The 21001-nt window shown below is 46.3% G+C and carries 21 protein-coding genes and 2 riboswitches; of the genes, 19 read left to right on the forward strand and 2 right to left on the reverse strand.

The features are described from left to right. Window positions 1-139 precede the first annotated feature (139 nt). The 18 genes from guaA to purD all read left to right on the forward strand — a co-directional run bounded on the left by guaA (window position 140) and on the right by purD (window position 18816). Complete coding sequence (gene guaA, locus CW370_RS19420; protein ID WP_024571783.1) at window positions 140-1681, forward strand: glutamine-hydrolyzing GMP synthase; 1542 nt, start codon at window positions 140-142, stop codon at window positions 1679-1681. A 143-nt stretch (window positions 1682-1824) separates the two neighbouring features. Next, window positions 1825-1926, forward strand: a riboswitch (purine riboswitch). Between the two features lie 135 nt (window positions 1927-2061). Further along, complete coding sequence (pbuG, locus tag CW370_RS19425; protein WP_003243780.1) at window positions 2062-3384, forward strand: hypoxanthine/guanine permease PbuG; 1323 nt, start codon at window positions 2062-2064, stop codon at window positions 3382-3384. Between the two features lie 210 nt (window positions 3385-3594). After that, on the forward strand, window positions 3595-4398 hold the full coding sequence (locus CW370_RS19430; RefSeq protein ID WP_014479057.1) for a hypothetical protein: 804 nt from the start codon (window positions 3595-3597) through the stop codon (window positions 4396-4398). Window positions 4399-4556: 158 nt separating this feature from the next. Beyond that, a complete protein-coding gene (locus CW370_RS19435) occupies window positions 4557-4724 on the forward strand; it encodes a Fur-regulated basic protein FbpA (protein ID WP_003244066.1) in 168 nt (55 codons plus the stop codon). Between the two features lie 213 nt (window positions 4725-4937). Beyond that, on the forward strand, window positions 4938-5492 hold the full coding sequence (locus CW370_RS19440) for a DUF2179 domain-containing protein (protein ID WP_015482896.1): 555 nt from the start codon (window positions 4938-4940) through the stop codon (window positions 5490-5492). Then, on the forward strand, window positions 5492-5689 hold the full coding sequence (locus tag CW370_RS19445; RefSeq protein ID WP_003219403.1) for an NETI motif-containing protein: 198 nt from the start codon (window positions 5492-5494) through the stop codon (window positions 5687-5689). The genes CW370_RS19440 and CW370_RS19445 overlap by 1 nt, the downstream gene beginning before the upstream one ends. A gap of 79 nt (window positions 5690-5768) precedes the next feature. Then, window positions 5769-5870: riboswitch (purine riboswitch) on the forward strand. Between the two features lie 141 nt (window positions 5871-6011). Continuing rightward, window positions 6012-6500, forward strand: a complete 489-nt coding sequence (purE, locus tag CW370_RS19450; RefSeq protein WP_003244134.1) for a 5-(carboxyamino)imidazole ribonucleotide mutase — start codon at window positions 6012-6014, stop codon at window positions 6498-6500. Next, window positions 6493-7635 (forward strand): 5-(carboxyamino)imidazole ribonucleotide synthase, encoded by a 1143-nt coding sequence (gene purK / locus CW370_RS19455; RefSeq protein WP_024571649.1) that lies wholly within the window; start codon window positions 6493-6495, stop codon window positions 7633-7635. Before purE ends, purK begins: the two co-directional genes overlap by 8 nt. Continuing rightward, entirely contained in the window at window positions 7632-8927 is a 1296-nt protein-coding gene (gene purB / locus CW370_RS19460) for an adenylosuccinate lyase (RefSeq protein WP_015715438.1), read from the forward strand. Before purK ends, purB begins: the two co-directional genes overlap by 4 nt. 73 nt (window positions 8928-9000) lie before the next feature. Next, window positions 9001-9726, forward strand: a complete 726-nt coding sequence (purC, locus tag CW370_RS19465) for a phosphoribosylaminoimidazolesuccinocarboxamide synthase (protein WP_015252656.1) — start codon at window positions 9001-9003, stop codon at window positions 9724-9726. Beyond that, window positions 9719-9973 (forward strand): phosphoribosylformylglycinamidine synthase subunit PurS, encoded by a 255-nt coding sequence (gene purS / locus CW370_RS19470; RefSeq protein ID WP_003219409.1) that lies wholly within the window; start codon window positions 9719-9721, stop codon window positions 9971-9973. The genes purC and purS overlap by 8 nt, the downstream gene beginning before the upstream one ends. Further along, a complete protein-coding gene (gene purQ / locus CW370_RS19475; protein WP_014663062.1) occupies window positions 9970-10653 on the forward strand; it encodes a phosphoribosylformylglycinamidine synthase subunit PurQ in 684 nt (227 codons plus the stop codon). Before purS ends, purQ begins: the two co-directional genes overlap by 4 nt. Then, a complete protein-coding gene (purL, locus tag CW370_RS19480; protein ID WP_101169918.1) occupies window positions 10637-12865 on the forward strand; it encodes a phosphoribosylformylglycinamidine synthase subunit PurL in 2229 nt (742 codons plus the stop codon). Before purQ ends, purL begins: the two co-directional genes overlap by 17 nt. After that, window positions 12841-14271: an amidophosphoribosyltransferase gene (gene purF / locus CW370_RS19485; protein ID WP_003233947.1), complete on the forward strand. Its 1431-nt coding sequence runs from the start codon at window positions 12841-12843 to the stop codon at window positions 14269-14271. The genes purL and purF overlap by 25 nt, the downstream gene beginning before the upstream one ends. 101 nt (window positions 14272-14372) lie before the next feature. Next, window positions 14373-15413 carry a phosphoribosylformylglycinamidine cyclo-ligase gene (gene purM / locus CW370_RS19490; RefSeq protein ID WP_101169919.1) on the forward strand — a complete coding sequence of 347 codons (1041 nt, stop codon included), beginning with the start codon at window positions 14373-14375 and terminating at the stop codon, window positions 15411-15413. Further along, complete coding sequence (gene purN, locus CW370_RS19495) at window positions 15410-15997, forward strand: phosphoribosylglycinamide formyltransferase (RefSeq protein ID WP_021481301.1); 588 nt, start codon at window positions 15410-15412, stop codon at window positions 15995-15997. Before purM ends, purN begins: the two co-directional genes overlap by 4 nt. Beyond that, window positions 15994-17532 carry a bifunctional phosphoribosylaminoimidazolecarboxamide formyltransferase/IMP cyclohydrolase gene (gene purH / locus CW370_RS19500; protein ID WP_032722973.1) on the forward strand — a complete coding sequence of 513 codons (1539 nt, stop codon included), beginning with the start codon at window positions 15994-15996 and terminating at the stop codon, window positions 17530-17532. Before purN ends, purH begins: the two co-directional genes overlap by 4 nt. 15 nt (window positions 17533-17547) lie before the next feature. Continuing rightward, entirely contained in the window at window positions 17548-18816 is a 1269-nt protein-coding gene (purD, locus tag CW370_RS19505) for a phosphoribosylamine--glycine ligase (protein ID WP_024572878.1), read from the forward strand. A gap of 39 nt (window positions 18817-18855) precedes the next feature. Here the strand turns inward: purD and CW370_RS19510 are convergent, their stop codons facing one another. Further along, entirely contained in the window at window positions 18856-19275 is a 420-nt protein-coding gene (locus tag CW370_RS19510) for an Lrp/AsnC family transcriptional regulator (protein ID WP_101169920.1), read from the reverse strand. 143 nt (window positions 19276-19418) lie between these two features. Between CW370_RS19510 and CW370_RS19515 the strand changes: the two genes are divergently transcribed. Next, the gene (locus CW370_RS19515; RefSeq protein ID WP_101169921.1) at window positions 19419-20693 is read left to right on the forward strand and encodes an APC family permease; all 1275 of its coding nucleotides are present in this window, start codon (window positions 19419-19421) and stop codon (window positions 20691-20693) included. A gap of 14 nt (window positions 20694-20707) precedes the next feature. Here the strand turns inward: CW370_RS19515 and CW370_RS19520 are convergent, their stop codons facing one another. Further along, entirely contained in the window at window positions 20708-20935 is a 228-nt protein-coding gene (locus CW370_RS19520; RefSeq protein WP_077671604.1) for a YgaP family membrane protein, read from the reverse strand. Window positions 20936-21001: the final 66 nt, after the last annotated feature.

Below are 21001 nucleotides of genomic sequence, written 5' to 3' on the forward strand. Positions count from 1 at the left end.
ATTAGTGAATATTATCGGAGTCTGGGAGCGAGTTGGCCTGACTCCGGCAAACGGCCTTGCCAAAGAGGGCGGAGCGAGCTTCATATCTGTCCTCGTTTTTTTCTGTGTCAAAAAACTTAGAGGAGATTAGGTGACAACCATGACAAAGTTAGTGAATGAAATGATTCTTGTCCTTGATTTCGGCAGTCAGTATAACCAGCTGATTACACGCCGTATCCGTGAATTCGGTGTATACAGCGAGCTGCATCCACATACATTGACGGCTGAAGAAATTAAAAAAATGAATCCAAAAGGAATTATTTTATCCGGCGGTCCAAACAGTGTGTATGATGAAAATTCTTTCCGCTGTGACGAGAAAATCTTCGAGCTTGATATTCCTGTTTTGGGAATTTGCTACGGCATGCAGCTGATGACTCATTACCTTGGCGGTAAAGTTGAAGCGGCAAGCCAGCGTGAATACGGAAAAGCAAACATCCACATCGAAGGCACACCTGATTTGTTCAGAGATCTTCCGAATGAACAAGTGGTTTGGATGAGCCACGGCGATTTGGTTGTAGAAGTTCCTGAAGGCTTCACTGTTGACGCGACAAGCCATCACTGCCCGAACTCAGCAATGAGCAAAGCAGACAAAAAATGGTACGGCGTTCAGTTCCACCCGGAAGTGCGCCACTCCGAATACGGCAATGATCTTCTGAAAAACTTTGTATTCGGTGTTTGCGAATGCGAAGGCGAATGGTCAATGGAGAACTTTATCGAAATCGAAATGCAAAAAATCCGTGAAACGGTCGGGGACAAACAGGTTCTTTGCGCGCTAAGCGGCGGCGTTGATTCCTCTGTTGTTGCTGTTTTGATTCATAAAGCGATCGGCGACCAGCTGACTTGTATCTTTGTAGACCATGGTCTTCTCCGTAAAGGCGAAGCTGAGGGTGTTATGAAAACATTCAGCGAAGGCTTTAACATGAACGTGATTAAAGTAGACGCACAAGATCGATTCTTAGATAAACTAAAAGGCGTTTCTGATCCTGAGCAAAAACGCAAAATCATCGGTAATGAATTCATTTACGTATTCGATGATGAAGCGGACAAGCTCAAAGGCATCGACTACCTTGCACAAGGTACGCTTTACACAGATATCATCGAGAGCGGTACAGCAACGGCACAAACGATCAAATCTCACCACAATGTCGGCGGACTTCCTGAAGACATGCAGTTTGAGCTGATCGAGCCATTAAACACGCTCTTCAAAGACGAAGTGCGCGCGCTTGGCACAGAGCTCGGCATTCCGGATGAAATCGTATGGCGTCAGCCGTTCCCAGGACCGGGACTCGGAATCCGTGTTCTTGGCGAAGTAACAGAAGAAAAACTTGAAATCGTTCGTGAATCAGATGCAATCTTGCGTGAAGAAATTGCAAATCACGGCTTAGAGCGTGATATCTGGCAATACTTCACTGTTCTACCTGACATCCGCAGCGTTGGTGTTATGGGTGACGCAAGAACATATGATTACACAATCGGAATCCGCGCCGTTACATCAATCGACGGCATGACATCTGACTGGGCGCGTATCCCGTGGGATGTGCTTGAAGTTATTTCGACACGTATCGTAAACGAAGTGAAGCACATTAACCGCGTGGTGTACGATATTACAAGTAAGCCGCCTGCGACGATTGAGTGGGAATAAGAATCAATTAATGGAAACCATCTTTTTGGCAATTTTGCCGGGAAGATGGTTTTATTTGTTTATTACGAACAAAATCCGATTTTGTGTGACTATTGTTCGCTTTTTGTATTGTTTTTTCAAAATGAAGTTGGTACAATAGACACAGAAATCAAATAAGATGAATTCGTATAATCGCGGGAATATGGCTCGCAAGTCTCTACCAAGCTACCGTAAATGGCTTGACTACGTAAACATTTCTTTCGTTTGATATAAATAAAACACGTTTATTTATTCGAACTGAAATCCGTCTGTAGTCAAGCGTCCCAAAATGTATTGGGGCGTTTTTTATTTGGCGTTTTCAGGACAGAATAAATAGCAAAGAGTGAAGGGAGTCAAATAGCTTGAAAACGTTTTTTCAGTTTGATGAGCTGGGCACCAGCTATCGCAATGAAATCATTGGCGGATTAACGACTTTTTTATCTATGGCATATATTTTGTTCGTCAATCCGATTACGCTTGCTTTGGAGAGCGTGAAAGATTTTCCCGAGGCGCTGAGAATTGATCAGGGTGCGGTCTTTACGGCGACAGCGCTGGCGTCTGCAGCAGGCTGTATCTTAATGGGATTAATAGCGAGATATCCGATTGCCATTGCGCCGGGTATGGGGCTGAACGCGTTTTTTGCGTTTTCTGTTGTCCTTGGTATGGGTATTTCATGGCAGGCAGCTTTGTCCGGTGTTTTTATTTCAGGTCTTATTTTCGTTGCTCTTTCTTTAACAGGTTTTCGTGAAAAAATCATCAACGCCATTCCGCCTGAGCTGAAATTGGCAGTCGGTGCGGGGATCGGCCTGTTTATTACATTCGTTGGCTTACAAGGCTCAGGAATCATTACTGCAAATCCTTCTACGCTCGTCACGATCGGAAACATTCACAGCGGCCCTGTGCTGTTAACGATTTTCGGTGTGATTGTCACGGTTATTTTAATGGTGCTTCGCGTGAACGCAGGCGTGTTTATCGGGATGCTATTAACAGCGGTAGCCGGCATGATTTTCGGTTTGGTTCCGGTTCCGACTCAAATTATAGGCAGTGTGCCAAGCCTTGCGCCGACTTTCGGACAAGCGTGGATTCACCTCCCGGATATTTTCTCTGTACAAATGCTGATCGTTATTTTAACATTCTTGTTTGTCGGATTTTTTGATACAGCTGGTACACTTGTTGCTGTGGCAACACAAGCTGGTTTAATGAAGGAAAACAAATTGCCGCGTGCGGGCCGTGCGCTTTTAGCTGATTCATCTTCTATTGTGATCGGTGCCGTGCTTGGTACGTCTACAACAACTTCTTACGTGGAATCAAGCTCAGGTGTCGCTGCGGGTGCCCGTTCAGGATTTGCCGCAATTGTAACAGGGATTCTCTTTTTACTGGCTACGTTTTTCTCTCCGCTCCTATCAGTCGTTACGTCAAATGTAACAGCGCCGGCGCTTATTATCGTTGGTGCATTGATGGTGGCGCCGCTTGGCAAAATCGCTTGGGATAAGTTCGAAGTGGCTGTTCCTGCTTTCCTTACCATGATCATGATGCCGTTAACGTACAGCATCGCGACTGGTATTGCCATCGGATTTATTTTCTATCCGATTACAATGGTGTGCAAAGGAAAAGCAAAAGAGGTTCACCCAATCATGTACGGGCTGTTTGTCGTATTTATCCTGTACTTTATCTTCTTAAAATAAGAATTGAAAAACCAGCTGCAGCGGCAGCTGGTTTTTTTGTTGCAAAAGATAAAACCATTTCATACGATATACCGTCATGTAGATGTGCCGCCATGCTTTACTTAAATGGAAATGACTTGACTGTTCAGGAAGGCTTCGGTACCTTATATAAGTGTTTTATTTTCTTGCTGAATGGTATTCCGCCGTATTTTTTTGATAGGAGTTGCTGACATGACGGAAGAAAGAAAAGAAACGTTTGAAGAAGAAATTAACCAGAGTGAAAGAATAGATGCAGATGAAGAACCGCTATCGAGAATGTCCAGAAAGGCGAGCCGGCAAAGCAAGCAGAAGCAAAAACAAAAGCAGAAACCGCGCCAGGAACGCGGTGAATCAACTGTTAAAGACAAGCTTGCGTCTGTTTGGGCAGCCATCAACAGATATTGCGGTTTTGCGTTCTCGATTTTAAAATCACCGGCGAAAACTGTCGTAACGGATGGTTTTTCTCATTATAAGTACGGTCTGATTTCAATGCTTATATTCAGTATCATTTTTTCAATTGGGAATTGGTTTCAGTTAAAGGCAAGCTGGAATCGGCCGCTCGGTTTCGGAGAACGCCATCATGCTTTCTATGACGGGTTTTTAGTTGTTCTTGTGTATTTGCTGATCTTTTTCGCGGTAATGGTCTTTGCTATATGGGCTGTCTCCCGCTATATGATGAAGCAGAAGGTGACGTTCAGAGAAGCGGCTGCCGTATTGGGTTCATTGCTTGTACCCGTAATTGCTGTTTCAATCCTTTGGCTGATCTTTGCGATCGTAAATATCCCAATGCTGACAGTACTGTTTACGGTGCTGATCTTGTTTTCCATCTTTTTTATCATCGCGCTGTATGTACAGCGTGTGTACCAGGCGGCACAAGATGCACCAATTGATTATATCTATTGTGTATTTGCAGTGGTTGCGATAGCGCTGCTGTTTACGGCAGTGACTTGGCCGTTTATTTCTGAATATTTTACGGCGTCGCTGATTCCGCTTTAATGAAAAAACCGGCTAATCCTAGCCGGTTTTTTTATGTCACACTTTTTACAAATATATCTAAAAAACATAGTTGATTTGTAGGATTAACCCGTGTATGATGGGGAAAATGCTGAAAACGTCCAGCGCAAAAACCTTTATGTTTAAGGAGGATGATGGACATGGCTGATGTGCTTCGCCGAGCAATTAATCAAAAGAAGCAATTTTTAAAAACCAAATTACTGCTCTCGGAATTTTATCAAGGAAGAGGGGAACAGCTTGCTGACTACACGCTGAGTGAGCTTGAGAAAGAATACAAGTCCCTTCAGAAAATGAAAAAAGAGATCTGACAATAGATATAAAGAGGTGAGTCTGCTGAAAAGCGGGCTTTTTTGTTTTGATTTTGAAAAGGCGAGAAAGAGGGTAAACTACTACTGTTCAACTCATAAAAGCATGTCGAAATATTTTGCTTAAGCTTACGGGCGAAGCTGATTGTAAACGGCTCATTTCTCTAGTAGAATATGAATGCTTTGTGCAAGCTGAAGAGTAGGGGGATGAATAAAATGATGCAAACCATCTTATCAAATGGGATAGCCATGGTTCTCATAATTCTCATTATTAATATTGTCTATGTGTCATTTTTTACGATAAGAATGATTTTAACGCTGAAAGGACAGCGTTATTTAGCGGCCGGCATCAGTACGATTGAAATACTGGTTTATGTGACAGGGCTGAGTCTGGTGCTCGATAACTTAGACCAGATTCAAAATGTGATCGCGTACGCGCTCGGTTACGGTCTTGGCGTAATTGTCGGCATGAAAATAGAAGAAAAATTGGCGCTTGGCTATATTATGGTCAATGTGATTACGAAGGAGCTCGATCTTGATCTTCCGAAGCAGCTCCGTGAAAAAGGCTACGGCGTGACAAATTGGGTGGCAGGCGGGCTTGAAGGCGACCGCACAGCCCTTCAGATCCTGACGCCGAGAAAATATGAACTCCAGCTATATGATACGATTAAAACACTTGATTCAAAAGCCTTTATTATTGCGTACGAACCAAAAACAATCCACGGCGGCTTCTGGGTCAAAGCGGTGAAGAAGAGGAGAATTAAAGAATAATGGCAAAGCCGAAGAAGAAAAAGTTTGAAGTGACAGAGCAGCAAACGATTGATGCGGTGCTTCAGCAAATGAAAGAAGAAGGATATCTGCCTGTAAGGCGAATGGAAGAACCTATTTTTATGGAAAAAAAGGAAAATGGGTCAATTCAGATCGTTCCGTGCGGGAAAAAAATCGTATTTGAAGGGAAATTGATCTAAAACACGAACATTAGTAGAATGAATTTTTGTATCGTTCGATAATATCGTTGACATTATCCATGTCCGTTGTTAAGATAAACATGAAATCAAAACACGACCTCATATAATCTTGGGAATATGGCCCATAAGTTTCTACCCGGCAACCGTAAATTGCCGGACTATGCAGGAAAGTGATCGATAAAACTGACATGGATATATCGCAGAAGCGAACGACTGACGATACATGTACCATGCCCGGTTTGTATTGCTTCCTCATAAGTGCAATGCAGAGCGGGTATTTTTTATTTTCTGAAAACAAAAGCATTAGAAGGTGGGGAACAGAATGCAGCCGCTAGTAGGAATCATCATGGGAAGCACTTCCGATTGGGAGACAATGAAACACGCATGCGACATACTTGACGAACTCAATGTTCCGTACGAAAAAAAGGTCGTTTCCGCTCACCGGACGCCTGATTTCATGTTTGAATATGCTGAAACTGCTAGAGAAAGAGGCATCAAGGTGATTATTGCCGGTGCCGGAGGAGCGGCGCATCTGCCAGGGATGACGGCTGCGAAAACAACACTGCCAGTCATTGGAGTTCCGGTTCAGTCCAAGGCGCTGAACGGAATGGATTCACTTCTTTCCATCGTCCAAATGCCTGGAGGCGTGCCTGTTGCGACAACATCCATCGGCAAAGCGGGTGCTGTGAACGCAGGCCTGTTAGCGGCGCAAATTTTGTCAGCATTTGACGAAGACCTTGCCCGTAAGCTGGATGAGAGAAGAGAAAATACAAAACAGACAGTGTTAGAAAGCAGTGATCAGCTTGTCTAAACAAATCATCTATCCGGGAGCTGTAATCGGCATTATCGGCGGCGGCCAGCTTGGGAAAATGATGGCTGTGTCCGCCAAACAAATGGGGTATAAAGTCGCGGTCGTTGATCCGGTGAAAGATTCGCCGTGCGGGCAGGTTGCGGATGTCGAAATTACCGCTCATTATAATGACCGTGAAGCGATTCGAAAATTGGCTGAAATCAGCGATATCATCACATATGAGTTTGAAAACATCGACTATGATGCGCTGCATTGGCTAAAAGATCATGCGTATCTCCCGCAAGGAAGTGAGCTGCTGCTCATTACCCAAAACCGTGAAACAGAGAAAAAAGCAATTCAATCCGCGGGCTGTGAAGTCGCACCGTACAGCATCGTCAAAACAAAGAATGAATTGAAACAGGCGGTACAGGAGCTCGGGTTACCCGCAGTTCTGAAGACATGCCGCGGCGGGTACGACGGCAAAGGCCAATTTGTGATAAAAGAAGAGGCGCAAATGGAGCAGGCAGCCGCTCTGTTAGAACACGGAACTTGCATTCTTGAAAGCTGGGTTTCTTTTAAAATGGAACTGTCGGTGATCGTCGTCAGATCGGTAAACGGTGAAATTTCAACATTTCCGACAGCTGAAAACATTCACCACAACAATATTCTTTTCCAAAGCATCGTGCCCGCACGGGTAGAGAAAGGGATTCAGCAGAAGGCTGCTGATCTCGCAGTTAAGCTTGCAGATGAACTTAACCTTGTCGGACCGCTTGCTGTTGAGATGTTCCTGACAGAGGACGGAGAGCTTTTGGTTAATGAACTGGCGCCAAGACCGCACAATTCTGGGCATTATACGCTGGACCTTTGCGAGTCGAGCCAGTTTGAGCAGCATATCAGAGCAGTATGCGGGCTTCCGCTTGGGAAGACAGATTTGCTGAAGCCGGGCATGATGGTGAATCTTCTCGGCGATGAAGTAAAGCTTGTTGAGGAGGACCCGGAGCTTTTAAAAGAGGCAAAGCTATATATATACGGAAAACATGAAATCAAAAAAGGCCGCAAAATGGGGCATATTACATTTATGAAGCAGCCTGAAGACGAATGGATTCAGGAGATCACAAATAAATGGATGAATAGAGACGGAGGACAAGCAGAATGATCGAACGTTATTCAAGACCTGAAATGTCCGCGATTTGGACGGATGAAAACAGATTTCAAGCATGGTTAGAGGTTGAAATTCTTGCCTGTGAAGCGTGGGCGGAGCTTGGCGTTATTCCAAAAGAAGACGTAAAGCTGATGCGCGAAAATGCGTCATTTGACATCAACCGCATTTTAGAAATCGAAAAGGACACGCGCCATGACGTTGTCGCTTTTACCCGCGCTGTATCCGAATCACTGGGCGAAGAAAGAAAATGGGTGCATTACGGCTTAACGTCAACTGACGTTGTTGATACGGCTCTTTCCTACTTATTAAAACAGGCAAACGATATTTTGCTCAAGGATCTTGAGAGATTTGTTGACATTATAAAAGAAAAAGCGAAAGAACATAAATACACAGTCATGATGGGGCGCACGCACGGCGTACACGCTGAGCCTACAACTTTCGGCTTAAAACTTGCGCTTTGGCATGAAGAAATGAAACGTAATCTTGAGCGTTTCAAACAAGCGAAAGCAGGCATCGAGGTTGGAAAGATTTCCGGCGCTGTCGGCACATATGCGAACATTGATCCATTTGTTGAACAATATGTCTGTGAGAAGCTCGGATTGAAAGCAGCACCGATTTCCACTCAAACCCTTCAGCGTGACCGCCATGCTGACTATATGGCAACACTTGCTTTGATCGCGACAAGCATCGAGAAATTCGCTGTGGAAATCCGCGGACTGCAAAAGAGTGAAACACGTGAAGTAGAGGAATTTTTCGCGAAAGGGCAAAAGGGTTCATCTGCAATGCCGCATAAACGAAATCCGATTGGCTCTGAAAACATGACAGGCATGGCGCGCGTGATCCGCGGCTACATGATGACAGCTTACGAAAATGTTCCATTATGGCATGAGCGCGATATTTCTCATTCTTCAGCAGAACGGATTATTCTTCCGGATGCGACAATTGCGCTGAACTACATGCTGAACCGCTTCTCCAACATCGTGAAGAACTTAACGGTCTTCCCGGAAAACATGAAGCGCAACATGGACCGCACTCTCGGCCTTATCTATTCTCAGCGTGTGCTGCTTGCTTTGATTGACACAGGCCTGACTCGTGAAGAAGCCTATGATACTGTTCAGCCGAAAGCAATGGAAGCGTGGGAAAAACAAGTGCCGTTCCGCGAACTTGTTGAAGCGGAAGAGAAAATCACGTCACGTCTTTCTCCAGAAAAAATTGCTGACTGCTTTGATTACAATTACCATCTGAAAAATGTTGATCTGATCTTTGAACGTTTAGGTTTAGCATAGAAGAAGCTTTTAGCGGCTTCTTCTAAGCCGCCGCAGTTTGAAAATTCCCAACATTCGGGTTAGGAGGCCTTCCGTGAATATTGTGAAGAATGAACTTTTATACGAAGGAAAAGCAAAAAAGATCTACAAAACCGATGACGAAAACACGCTGTATGTCGTGTATAAAGACTCCGCCACTGCCTTTAACGGCGAGAAAAAAGCAGAAATCAGCGGGAAAGGGCGCTTAAATAACGAGATTTCAAGCTTAATTTTCAAACACCTTCATGCAAAGGGCATTAACAATCATTTTATCGAGCGCATTTCGGAAACGGAACAGCTCATTAAAAAGGTAACGATTGTGCCGCTTGAAGTCGTGGTCAGAAATGTTGTGGCAGGGAGCATGTCCAAACGTCTCGGCATTCCAGAAGGCACGGAGCTTGAGCAGCCGATTATCGAGTTTTACTACAAGGATGACGCGCTGGGTGATCCGCTCATCACAGAAGATCATATTTGGCTTTTGAAAGCGGCGACTCCTGAGCAGGTAGAAACCATTAAGTCCATTACAAAAACAGTAAATGAAGAGCTTCAAAGCATTTTCGACGATTGTCATGTCAGATTAATAGATTTCAAGCTTGAATTCGGTTTAGATGCAGAAGGGCAAGTGCTTTTGGCGGATGAAATTTCTCCTGACACATGCCGCTTGTGGGATAAAGACACGAACGAAAAGCTGGATAAAGATTTATTCAGACGCAATCTGGGAAGCTTAACCGACGCATACGAAGAGATTTTCAAAAGACTGGGAGGCATTCATCATGTATAAAGTAAAAGTTTATGTCAGCTTAAAAGAAAGTGTACTAGATCCACAAGGGAGCGCTGTCCAGCATGCCTTGCACAGTATGACTTACAACGAAGTTCAAGATGTGCGCATCGGGAAATACATGGAGCTTACCATTGAAAAATCTGACCGTGATCTTGACGTGCTAGTGAAAGAAATGTGCGAAAAACTTCTTGCGAACACAGTGATTGAAGATTACAGATATGAGGTTGAGGAGGTAGTCGCACAGTGAAATTTGCGGTGATTGTGTTACCCGGCTCCAACTGTGATATCGATATGTATCATGCTGTAAAGGATGAGCTCGGCCATGAAGTGGAATACGTCTGGCATGAGGAAACAAGTCTTGACGGCTTCGACGGCGTGTTAATTCCGGGAGGGTTTTCTTACGGCGATTACTTAAGATGCGGCGCCATCGCCCGATTTGCGAATATTATGCCAGCTGTCAAACAAGCAGCGGCTGAAGGAAAACCTGTTCTTGGCGTCTGCAACGGATTCCAGATTTTACAGGAGCTTGGGCTGCTGCCAGGCGCAATGAGACGCAACAAAGATCTGAAGTTCATTTGCCGTCCGGTTGAATTAATTGTTCAGAACGACGAAACATTATTCACAGCTTCCTACGAAAAGGGACAATCGATTACAATCCCGGTTGCCCACGGTGAAGGAAATTTCTATTGTGATGACGAGACGCTTGCTTCATTAAAGGAAAACAATCAAATTGCTTTCACATACGGATCTAATATCAATGGAAGTGTAAGCGACATTGCCGGTGTCGTCAATGAGAAAGGCAACGTATTAGGCATGATGCCTCATCCTGAGCGCGCGGTCGATGAACTGCTTGGAAGCGCCGACGGTCTTAAATTGTTCCAGTCTATCGTGAAAAATTGGAGGGAAACTCATGTCACTACTGCTTGAACCAAGTAAAGAACAAATAAAAGAAGAGAAACTATATCAGCAAATGGGTGTCAGTGATGATGAGTTTGCATTGATAGAATCCATTCTTGGAAGATTGCCGAACTACACAGAAATCGGAATTTTTTCTGTCATGTGGTCTGAGCATTGCAGCTATAAAAACTCAAAGCCGATTCTGCGTAAATTCCCGACAAGCGGCGAGCGTGTGCTGCAGGGGCCTGGGGAAGGCGCCGGAATCGTTGATATCGGTGATAACCAAGCGGTTGTGTTCAAAATTGAATCACATAACCACCCATCAGCTCTCGAGCCTTACCAAGGCGCTGCGACTGGCGTAGGCGGAATTATCCGTGATGTATTCTCAATGGGTGCCCGTCCAATCGCTGTATTGAACTCTCTTCGATTTGGTGAACTGACTTCACCCCGCGTGAAGTACTTGTTTGAAGAAGTAGTAGCGGGTATCGCCGGATACGGCAACTGTATCGGCATCCCGACAGTCGGCGGAGAAGTGCAGTTTGACAGCAGCTATGAAGGAAATCCGCTCGTCAACGCAATGTGCGTCGGTTTAATCAACCATGAAGACATCAAAAAAGGCCAGGCAAAGGGTGTCGGCAACACAGTAATGTACGTAGGAGCGAAAACAGGGCGTGACGGAATCCATGGCGCTACGTTTGCTTCTGAAGAAATGTCAGACTCGTCTGAAGAAAAGCGTTCTGCTGTCCAAGTCGGCGATCCGTTTATGGAGAAGCTTTTGCTTGAAGCATGTCTGGAAGTCATCCAATGCGACGCCTTGGTCGGCATTCAGGATATGGGAGCTGCCGGTTTAACAAGCTCAAGTGCAGAAATGGCAAGTAAAGCCGGTTCTGGTATTGAAATGAACCTTGACCTGATTCCTCAGCGCGAAACAGGCATGACCGCGTATGAAATGATGCTTTCTGAATCACAAGAACGGATGCTTTTGGTTATTGAGCGCGGACGTGAGCAGGAAATCATCGATATTTTTGACAAGTATGATCTTGAAGCGGTTTCTGTCGGACATGTGACAGATGATAAAATGCTTCGCCTGACACACAAAGGAGAGGTTGTGTGCGAGCTGCCTGTTGATGCCTTGGCAGAAGAAGCACCGGTTTACCATAAGCCTTCTCAAGAGCCTGCTTACTATCGCGAGTTTTTGGAAACGGACGTTCCGGCTCCGCAAATTGAAGATGCGAATGAAACGCTGAAGGCCCTTCTTCAGCAGCCGACGATTGCGAGTAAAGAGTGGGTTTATGATCAGTATGACTACATGGTGCGTACGAATACAGTTGTCGCTCCTGGGTCTGATGCTGGTGTTCTCAGAATCCGCGGAACGAAAAAGGCGCTGGCGATGACGACAGACTGTAACGCGCGTTATCTCTATCTTGATCCTGGAGTCGGAGGGAAAATTGCTGTCGCTGAAGCAGCGCGCAACATCATTTGCTCAGGCGCAGAACCGCTTGCGGTCACAGATAACCTTAACTTCGGTAACCCGGAGAAGCCGGAAATCTTCTGGCAGATCGAAAAAGCGGCAGACGGCATAAGCGAAGCGTGCAATGTTCTCGGCACACCGGTTATCGGCGGTAACGTATCGCTTTATAACGAATCAAACGGCACGGCGATCTATCCGACACCTGTTATCGGCATGGTCGGCTTAATTGAAGATACAGCACACATTACAACACAGCATTTCAAACAAGCGGGAGATCTCGTATATGTGATCGGCGAAACAAAACCAGAGTTTGCCGGAAGCGAGCTGCAAAAAATGACAGAAGGCCGTATTTACGGCAAAGCCCCGCAAATCGATCTTGATGTAGAGCTGTCTCGTCAAAAAGCACTGCTTGACGCGATTAAAAAAGGCTTCGTTCAATCTGCGCATGATGTGTCTGAAGGCGGCTTAGGCGTAGCGATTGCGGAAAGTGTCATGACGACGGAAAACCTTGGCGCTAATGTGACTGTAGAAGGGGGAGCGGCGTTATTATTCTCTGAATCTCAATCCCGCTTCGTCGTTTCAGTGAAAAAAGAACATCAAGCAGCGTTTGAAGCAGCTGTAAAAGATGCGGTTCATATTGGTGAGGTAACAGCTGACGGAATTCTGGCGATTCAAAACCAAGATGGACAACAAATGATTCATGCGCAAACGAAAGAGCTTGAACGCGTATGGAAAGGAGCTATCCCATGCTTGCTGAAATCAAAGGCTTAAATGAAGAATGCGGCGTTTTTGGGATTTGGGGACATGAAGAAGCCCCGCAGATCACGTATTACGGTCTCCACAGCCTTCAGCACCGAGGACAGGAGGGTGCGGGCATCGTAGCGACTGACGGTGAAAAGCTGACGGCTCACAAAGGCCAAGGTCTGATCACTGAAGTATTTCAAAATGGCGAACTCAGCAAAGTAAAGGGAAAAGGCGCTATCGGGCACGTTCGGTACGCAACGGCTGGAGGCGGCGGATACGAAAATGTTCAGCCGCTCCTCTTCCGTTCCCAAAACAACGGCAGCCTGGCGCTTGCTCATAACGGAAATCTTGTCAATGCCACTCAGCTGAAGCAGCAGCTCGAAAATCAAGGGAGCATCTTTCAAACCTCTTCGGATACAGAGGTTTTGGCTCACCTGATCAAAAGAAGCGGACACTTCACGCTGAAGGATCAAATTAAAAACTCGCTTTCTATGCTGAAAGGCGCCTATGCGTTCCTGATCATGACCGAAACAGAAATGATTGTCGCACTTGATCCAAACGGGCTGAGACCGCTATCCATCGGCATGATGGGCGATGCTTATGTGGTCGCATCAGAAACATGCGCATTTGACGTCGTCGGCGCAACGTACCTTCGCGAGGTAGAGCCGGGGGAAATGCTGATCATTAATGATGAAGGCATGAAATCAGAGCGTTTTTCCATGAATATCAATCGTTCCATTTGCAGCATGGAGTACATTTATTTCTCCAGACCAGACAGCAATATTGACGGTATTAATGTGCACAGTGCCCGTAAAAACCTTGGGAAAATGCTGGCTCAGGAATCCGCAGTTGAAGCTGACGTCGTAACCGGGGTTCCGGATTCCAGTATTTCAGCGGCGATCGGCTATGCAGAGGCAACAGGCATTCCGTATGAGCTTGGCTTAATCAAAAACCGTTATGTTGGCAGAACGTTTATTCAGCCGTCCCAGGCTCTGCGTGAGCAAGGCGTTAGAATGAAGCTGTCTGCGGTGCGCGGGGTTGTAGAAGGCAAACGCGTCGTGATGGTGGATGACTCTATCGTACGCGGAACAACTAGCCGCCGGATTGTCACGATGCTTAGAGAAGCGGGTGCGACAGAGGTGCATGTGAAAATCAGTTCACCGCCGATCGCTCATCCGTGCTTTTACGGCATTGATACTTCCACACATGAAGAATTAATCGCGTCTTCGCATTCTGTTGAAGAAATCCGTCAGGAAATCGGAGCCGATACCCTCTCATTTTTGAGTGTGGAAGGGCTGCTGAAAGGCATCGGCAGAAAATACGATGACTCGAATTGCGGACAGTGTCTCGCTTGCTTTACAGGAAAATATCCGACTGAAATTTACCAGGATACAGTGCTTCCTCACGTAAAAGAAGCAGTATTAACCAAATAAAACTTGAAAAATGACATAAAGGCAGCGCAGTTAGGCTGCCTTTCTCTTTCTGCCCTCTTTCGGGGAGATATTTTGAAAAGCGCCTTAAAGGAGTGAATAGGATGTCTGAAGCATATAAAAACGCAGGAGTTGACATCGAAGCCGGATATGAAGCTGTAAAACGAATGAAAAAACACGTGGAGTGCACGAAACGGCTTGGCGTTATGGGCAGCCTTGGCGGTTTTGGCGGCATGTTTGACCTGTCTGAGCTTTCTTATCAAAAACCAGTTCTCATTTCGGGAACGGACGGTGTCGGCACAAAATTAAAGCTCGCTTTTTCCATGGATAAGCATGACACGATTGGCGTGGACGCTGTTGCAATGTGTGTCAATGACGTGCTGGCACAAGGTGCAGAGCCGCTGTTTTTCCTCGATTATTTAGCGGTCGGCAAAGCGGACCCAGTGAAAATTGAACAGATTGTACAAGGTGTGGCGGAAGGCTGTGAGCAGTCAGGTTCAGCCTTAGTCGGCGGTGAAACGGCTGAAATGCCGGGACTCTATACAGTTGATGAATACGATATTGCCGGTTTCTCGGTCGGAGTGGCAGAAAAGGACGAAATCGTGACTGGAGAAAACATCGAAGAGGGCCATCTTTTGATCGGCCTCAGCTCCAGCGGCCTTCACAGCAACGGCTTTTCCCTTGTCAGAAAAGTGCTTCTGGATGATGCGGAGCTGGACCTTGATACAACATATGAGCCGTTTGAACGCCCGCTTGGCGAGGAATTGCTTGAACCGACAAGGATTTACGTGAAGCCTGTGCTTGCCGCGGTCAAAAGCGGAAAAATCGACGGCATGGCGCACGTGACAGGCGGAGGATTTATAGAAAATATTCCGCGTATGCTTCCGGAAGGCTTAAGTGCGGAAATTGATCATGGCTCATGGCCGATCCCGCCAATTTTTTCTTTCTTGCAAGAGTATGGCAAGCTAAAGGAAGAAGACATGTTCAACGTTTTTAATATGGGTATCGGTTTTGTTTTGGCTGTCAAAGAAGAGCATCTGACAGATGTGATCGGAACGCTTGAAAGACATGGCGAAAAAGCCTTTTTAATCGGGCGTGTGAAAAAAGGTGAAGGCGTCACATTCGGCGGTGCGGCACTTTCATGAAAAAGTTTGCGGTATTTGCATCAGGAAACGGTTCAAACTTCGAAGCAATCGTCACGCGTTTGAAGGAGGAGAACTGGGATGCGTCAGCAGCGCTTCTCGTTTGCGACAAACCGCAGGCGAAAGTCATCGAACGGGCGGAAGCATTCCACATTCCATCCTTTGCATTTGAGCCGAAGTCTTATGAAAACAAGGCTGCATTTGAAAAAGCAATTATTGAACAGCTTCGTCTTCACGAGGTTGAATTGATTGTTCTTGCCGGCTATATGAGGCTGATCGGTGATACGCTCCTTCAAGCATATGGAGGAAAAATCATTAACATTCACCCGTCGCTTCTTCCGGCGTTTCCTGGAATCGACGCAGTCGGACAGGCATACCGGGCGGGTGTGAAGGTGGCCGGAATCACTGTGCATTATGTCGATGAAGGAATGGATACAGGTCCGATCATCGCTCAAAAGGCAATCGAAATTGATGAACATGATACATTGGAAACAATCGAACAGCGGATTCACAAGCTTGAGCATAAATGGTATCCGAGTGTGATTAAACAGCTATTAGGATTAAATAACAGAGGTGAAAAGGCATGACCATTAAACGTGCGTTAATCAGTGTTTCAGATAAAACAAATCTCGTTCCTTTCGTAAAAGAACTGACAGAGCTTGGCGTTGAAGTCATCTCCACAGGCGGAACGAAAAAGCTGCTTCAAGAAAACGGTGTAGATGTGATCGGAATTTCTGAAGTGACAGGCTTTCCTGAAATTATGGACGGCCGGTTAAAAACCCTTCACCCGAATATTCACGGCGGTCTTCTGGCGGTTCGCGGCAATGAAGAGCATATGGCGCAGATCAATAAACACGGGATTCAGCCGATTGACCTCGTTGTCGTCAACCTCTATCCATTTAAAGAAACGATTTCTAAAGAAGACGTCACGTATGAAGAAGCGATCGAAAATATCGACATCGGCGGACCTGGCATGCTGCGTGCGGCATCAAAGAACCATCAGGATGTCACGGTTATCGTCGATCCGGCCGATTACAGCCCAGTGCTGAATCAAATCAAAGAAGAAGGCAGCGTATCTCTTCAGAAAAAACGCGAGCTCGCGGCAAAAGTATTCCGTCATACTGCGGCATATGATGCACTGATCGCTGACTATCTGACAAATGTTGTCGGTGAAAAAGAACCAGAGCAATTCACTGTGACATTTGAGAAAAAACAATCGCTTCGCTATGGAGAAAACCCGCATCAGGAAGCAACTTTCTATCAAACAGCTCTTCCTGTCAAAGGCTCCATTGCGCAAGCAGAACAGCTTCACGGAAAAGAGCTTTCTTACAACAACATTAAAGACGCGGATGCGGCAGTTCAAATCGTTCGTGAATTCACTGAGCCGGCTGCTGTTGCTGTGAAGCATATGAACCCGTGCGGTGTAGGAACAGGAAAAACGATCGCCGAAGCGTTTGACAGAGCGTTTGAAGCGGATAAAACATCTATCTTCGGCGGCATTATCGCGCTGAACCGTGAAGTGGACAAGGCAACTGCCGAAGCGCTTCACAACATTTTCTTAGAAATCATCATTGCACCTTCATTCAGCCAAGAAGCGCTCGACGTCCTGACTGCGAAGAAAAATCTCCGTCTGCTGACGCTTGACGTATCCGCCGCTGTTCAAAAGGAAAAACAGCTGACATCTGTTCAAGGCGGGCTGCTGATTCAAGATTTAGATATGCACGGCTTTGATGATGCTGAGATTAGCATTCCGACAAAAAGAGAGCCGAACGAGCAAGAGTGGGAAGACTTGAAGCTTGCTTGGAAAGTCGTGAAGCATGTGAAATCAAATGCGATTGTTCTCGCGAAGGACAACATGACAGTCGGCGTGGGAGCAGGCCAAATGAACCGCGTTGGATCGGCAAAAATCGCAATCGAGCAAGCAGGGGAAAAAGCGAAGGGCAGCGCGCTCGGTTCGGATGCATATTTCCCAATGCCAGATACTGTCGAAGAAGCGGCAAAAGCGGGCGTTACAGCCATCATTCAGCCAGGCGGATCGATCCGAGATGAGGATTCCATCAAAAAAGCGGATGAATACGGCATTGCCATGGTATTCACCGGCATCAGACACTTCAAACATTAAGGGGATGAAAACGACGTGAATGTATTAATTATCGGTAAAGGCGGAAGAGAACATACACTGGCGTGGAAGGCAGCGCAAAGCAGCCTCGTCGAGAATGTATTTGCCGCTCCCGGAAATGACGGCATGGCAGCTTCCGCACAGCTTGTAAACATTGAGGAAAGCGACCACGCAGGGCTTGTCTCATTTGCAAAAGAAAATCAGGTCGGCCTGACCATTGTCGGCCCTGAGGTTCCTTTAATTGAAGGTCTGGTGGATGAATTCGAAAAAGCGGGTCTTCGTGTGTTCGGCCCGTCAAAAGCCGCGGCGATCATCGAAGGAAGCAAACAGTTCGCTAAGGATTTAATGAAGAAATACGACATTCCGACCGCAGAATACGACACGTTTACATCCTTTGAAGAGGCGAAGGCATATGTGCAGGAAAAAGGTGCTCCGATTGTGATAAAAGCAGATGGACTTGCAGCTGGAAAAGGCGTTACTGTGGCTATGACAGAGGAAGAAGCAATTGCGTGTCTGCATGACTTTCTTGAAGATGAAAAGTTCGGTGATGCGAGCGCGTCCGTTGTCATTGAAGAATATCTTTCTGGTGAAGAATTTTCTCTGATGGCCTTTGTCAAAGGGGAAAAGGTGTATCCGATGGTGATTGCCCAGGATCACAAGCGTGCGTTTGACGGAGACAAAGGCCCGAATACGGGCGGAATGGGCGCTTACTCTCCAGTTCCGCAAATTTCGGAAGAAACGGTTCGCCATGCTGTAGAAACGATCGTTAAGCCGGCCGCAAAAGCAATGGTACAAGAAGGCCGTTCCTTCACTGGCGTTTTGTACGCTGGATTGATGCTTACTGAAAACGGCTCGAAGGTCATTGAATTTAATGCCCGTTTCGGCGATCCGGAAACACAGGTCGTGCTTCCGCGCATGGAATCTGATCTGGTACAGGTGCTTCTAGATCTTTTAGATGATAAGGAAGTTGACTTAAGATGGAAGGATACCGCGGCAGTGAGTGTTGTGCTTGCATCAGAAGGGTATCCGGAAAGCTACGCAAAAGGCACGCCGATCGGCAGCCTTGCAGCAGAAACTGAGCAGGTCGTGGTCTTCCATGCCGGAACGAAAGCAGAAGGCGGAGAGTTCGTTACAAACGGGGGGCGCGTCGCCAATGTGACAGCTTTTGATGAATCGTTTGAAGCGGCTAGAGACCGAGTGTACAAAGCGGTTGATGAAATTTTCAAACCGGGACTCTTTTTCAGAAAAGACATTGGGGCACGCGCTTTACAGGCTGCTCAAAAATAAGTGAGGAAAACCCGCAGATTAGCTGCGGGTTTTTTGTTATCAAAGAGCGGGATGGCAGCTGGAAGAAGAAAGCACAACAAGCGTGGTTGGTTTTCCATGGGCCATCGAGGCGTCAATAAAATCCTCAAGCGTATGTACCGATTCTGTCACGACCTTTGTCACATAGCTGTACATCCCCGTGATGCGGTGGTTTTCTGCTACATCAGGGTGCGCTTTTGCAAAGGCGGCGTAGTGCTTGCAGCTTTTTGGCTCCATGAGAATAAAAGCGGTGACATGCTTGTTTAGTTTTTCGTAACAGATATTCGCGCTGTACCCGGTAATCACTCCTTTGTCTTCCAGCTTCCTGACACGCTCCGCCGCGCTTGGCGAGCTGAGTCCGACAAGCTTTCCCAGCTCAACCATCGTTAATCTGCCGTTTCGCTGCAAATGCGAGAGAATCTGAAGGTCTGTATCGTCCATTTGTCTGGCTCCTTTACATATTTAGGTGAATGAATGAAAATTCCTTTGATCGTAAGGTAATGCTGTTGATTTAACTTCATTGTAGCATATGGATGCCGTCTTATTTTTTCTATAATAAAGCCATCAATCAGAGAGGAGGCATCATGTTGCCAGAATTGCAGCGTTCGATCACTTGGATACAGGGAACGGCGTTAACGATTGGGGCGGTTTTAGGCTGCGGGATATTAATCTTGCCGTCTGTCACCGCGGACACGGCCGGTCCGGCTTCTTTATTTGTCTGGGTATTCATGTCCTTCTTATCCTTTCTTCTTGTCGGCACGCTGGCCCGGCTTGTGAAAATAGCGCCCAGCGCGGGAGGAATCACGGCTTATGTGCAGCTGGCCTTTCAGAAAAAAGCAGGGGCTATTTTGGGCTGGATCATGTTAGGGTCCGTTCCGATCGGCGTTCCCGTCATCGCTTTGACTGGCGCGCATTACGTCAGTTACATCACAGAGGCGGCTGATTGGCAGATTACATTGATTGCTGGTTGTATGCTGGCTATATCTATTTTGCTTCATATGAGAGGGATTCAACTATCCGCAAACATCAGTACACTCGTTATTTGTGTCATCGTATTTCTGCTTGTCACTTCTATTGCTGTGTCATTGCCACACGTCACGATAGCAGAATTCAAACCGTTTCTTCCGCATGGCTGGTCTGCCGCGGGATCTGTTTCTGTCATGATTTTTTTCTCCTTTGTAGGCTGGGAAATGATTACCCCATTAGCTGAGGAATTTCATCGCCCTGAAAAAGATGTCCCGCTCAGCTTGTTTTTGGCAGCGTCTTGTGTTGCGGGACTGTATATCATGCTGTCATTTGTGACCGTGGGTACTCATTCATATGGAGAGAATGGAGAAATTGCATCGCTTGCCATGCTCATCTCAAAAGGAGCAGGGGAAAGCGGTGTATACGTCACGGTATGTTTAGCGCTGTTTATTACATTCGCTACCATCCATGCCAATATTGCTGGTTTTTCAAGAATGGTGTACGCATTGGCGAGAGAGGGGCACATACCCGTATTTTTTGGAAAACTCAGTGCGACAAAACGTACGCCTATCCGTGTTTTGACAGCGATGGCCGCAGTGTTTGGCTTAGTGCTTGCGGCGCATGGCCTGTTTCAAATCGATTTGACGACTCTGTTGAAAGGGCCGAGCGCGGCTTTCATCGCATCTTACATATGTACATTGGCGGCAGCACTGAAACTCCTGAGCTGGAGAGATTCGGGCTGGTGGATGGCGCTCGGGGCATTTGTGGCGTGCGCGGTGATTTATTCATTCAGCGGCTGGGCGCTTCTTTATCCGGCAGTGCTGGCAGCTGCAGGATATCTCTATATGAAAACAAGGGGAGGGCATAAAAAAAAGCTTGATCACGTTTTGTGATCAAGCTTTTCCATTTATCCGTTTTGATGCCCGTTATTTCCAGAATCACTGTGTTGAAACATGTAGGTCACAGGGCAGAAGCGCAAGATTCCCGAACCCGCTTTCATGGCCCCCATAAAGATGTAAAAAAGATGCATTCTGCACCAAGGTTTTTTCGTAAACTTTGCACTGGCGGCTGACATAATCGTCAATCCGCAGGCGATTCTGAACACGGCATTGATGAGACTGATGTTTGGCTTCAAGGAAATCCGCTCCTTTTACTTAAAAAAGTTTTTTAACCTAACCTTCAAAAATTTGTAACGTTTTTA

Source organism: Bacillus sp. SN32, assembly GCF_002837495.1.
Taxonomy (GTDB): Bacteria; Bacillota; Bacilli; order Bacillales; family Bacillaceae; genus Bacillus; species Bacillus subtilis.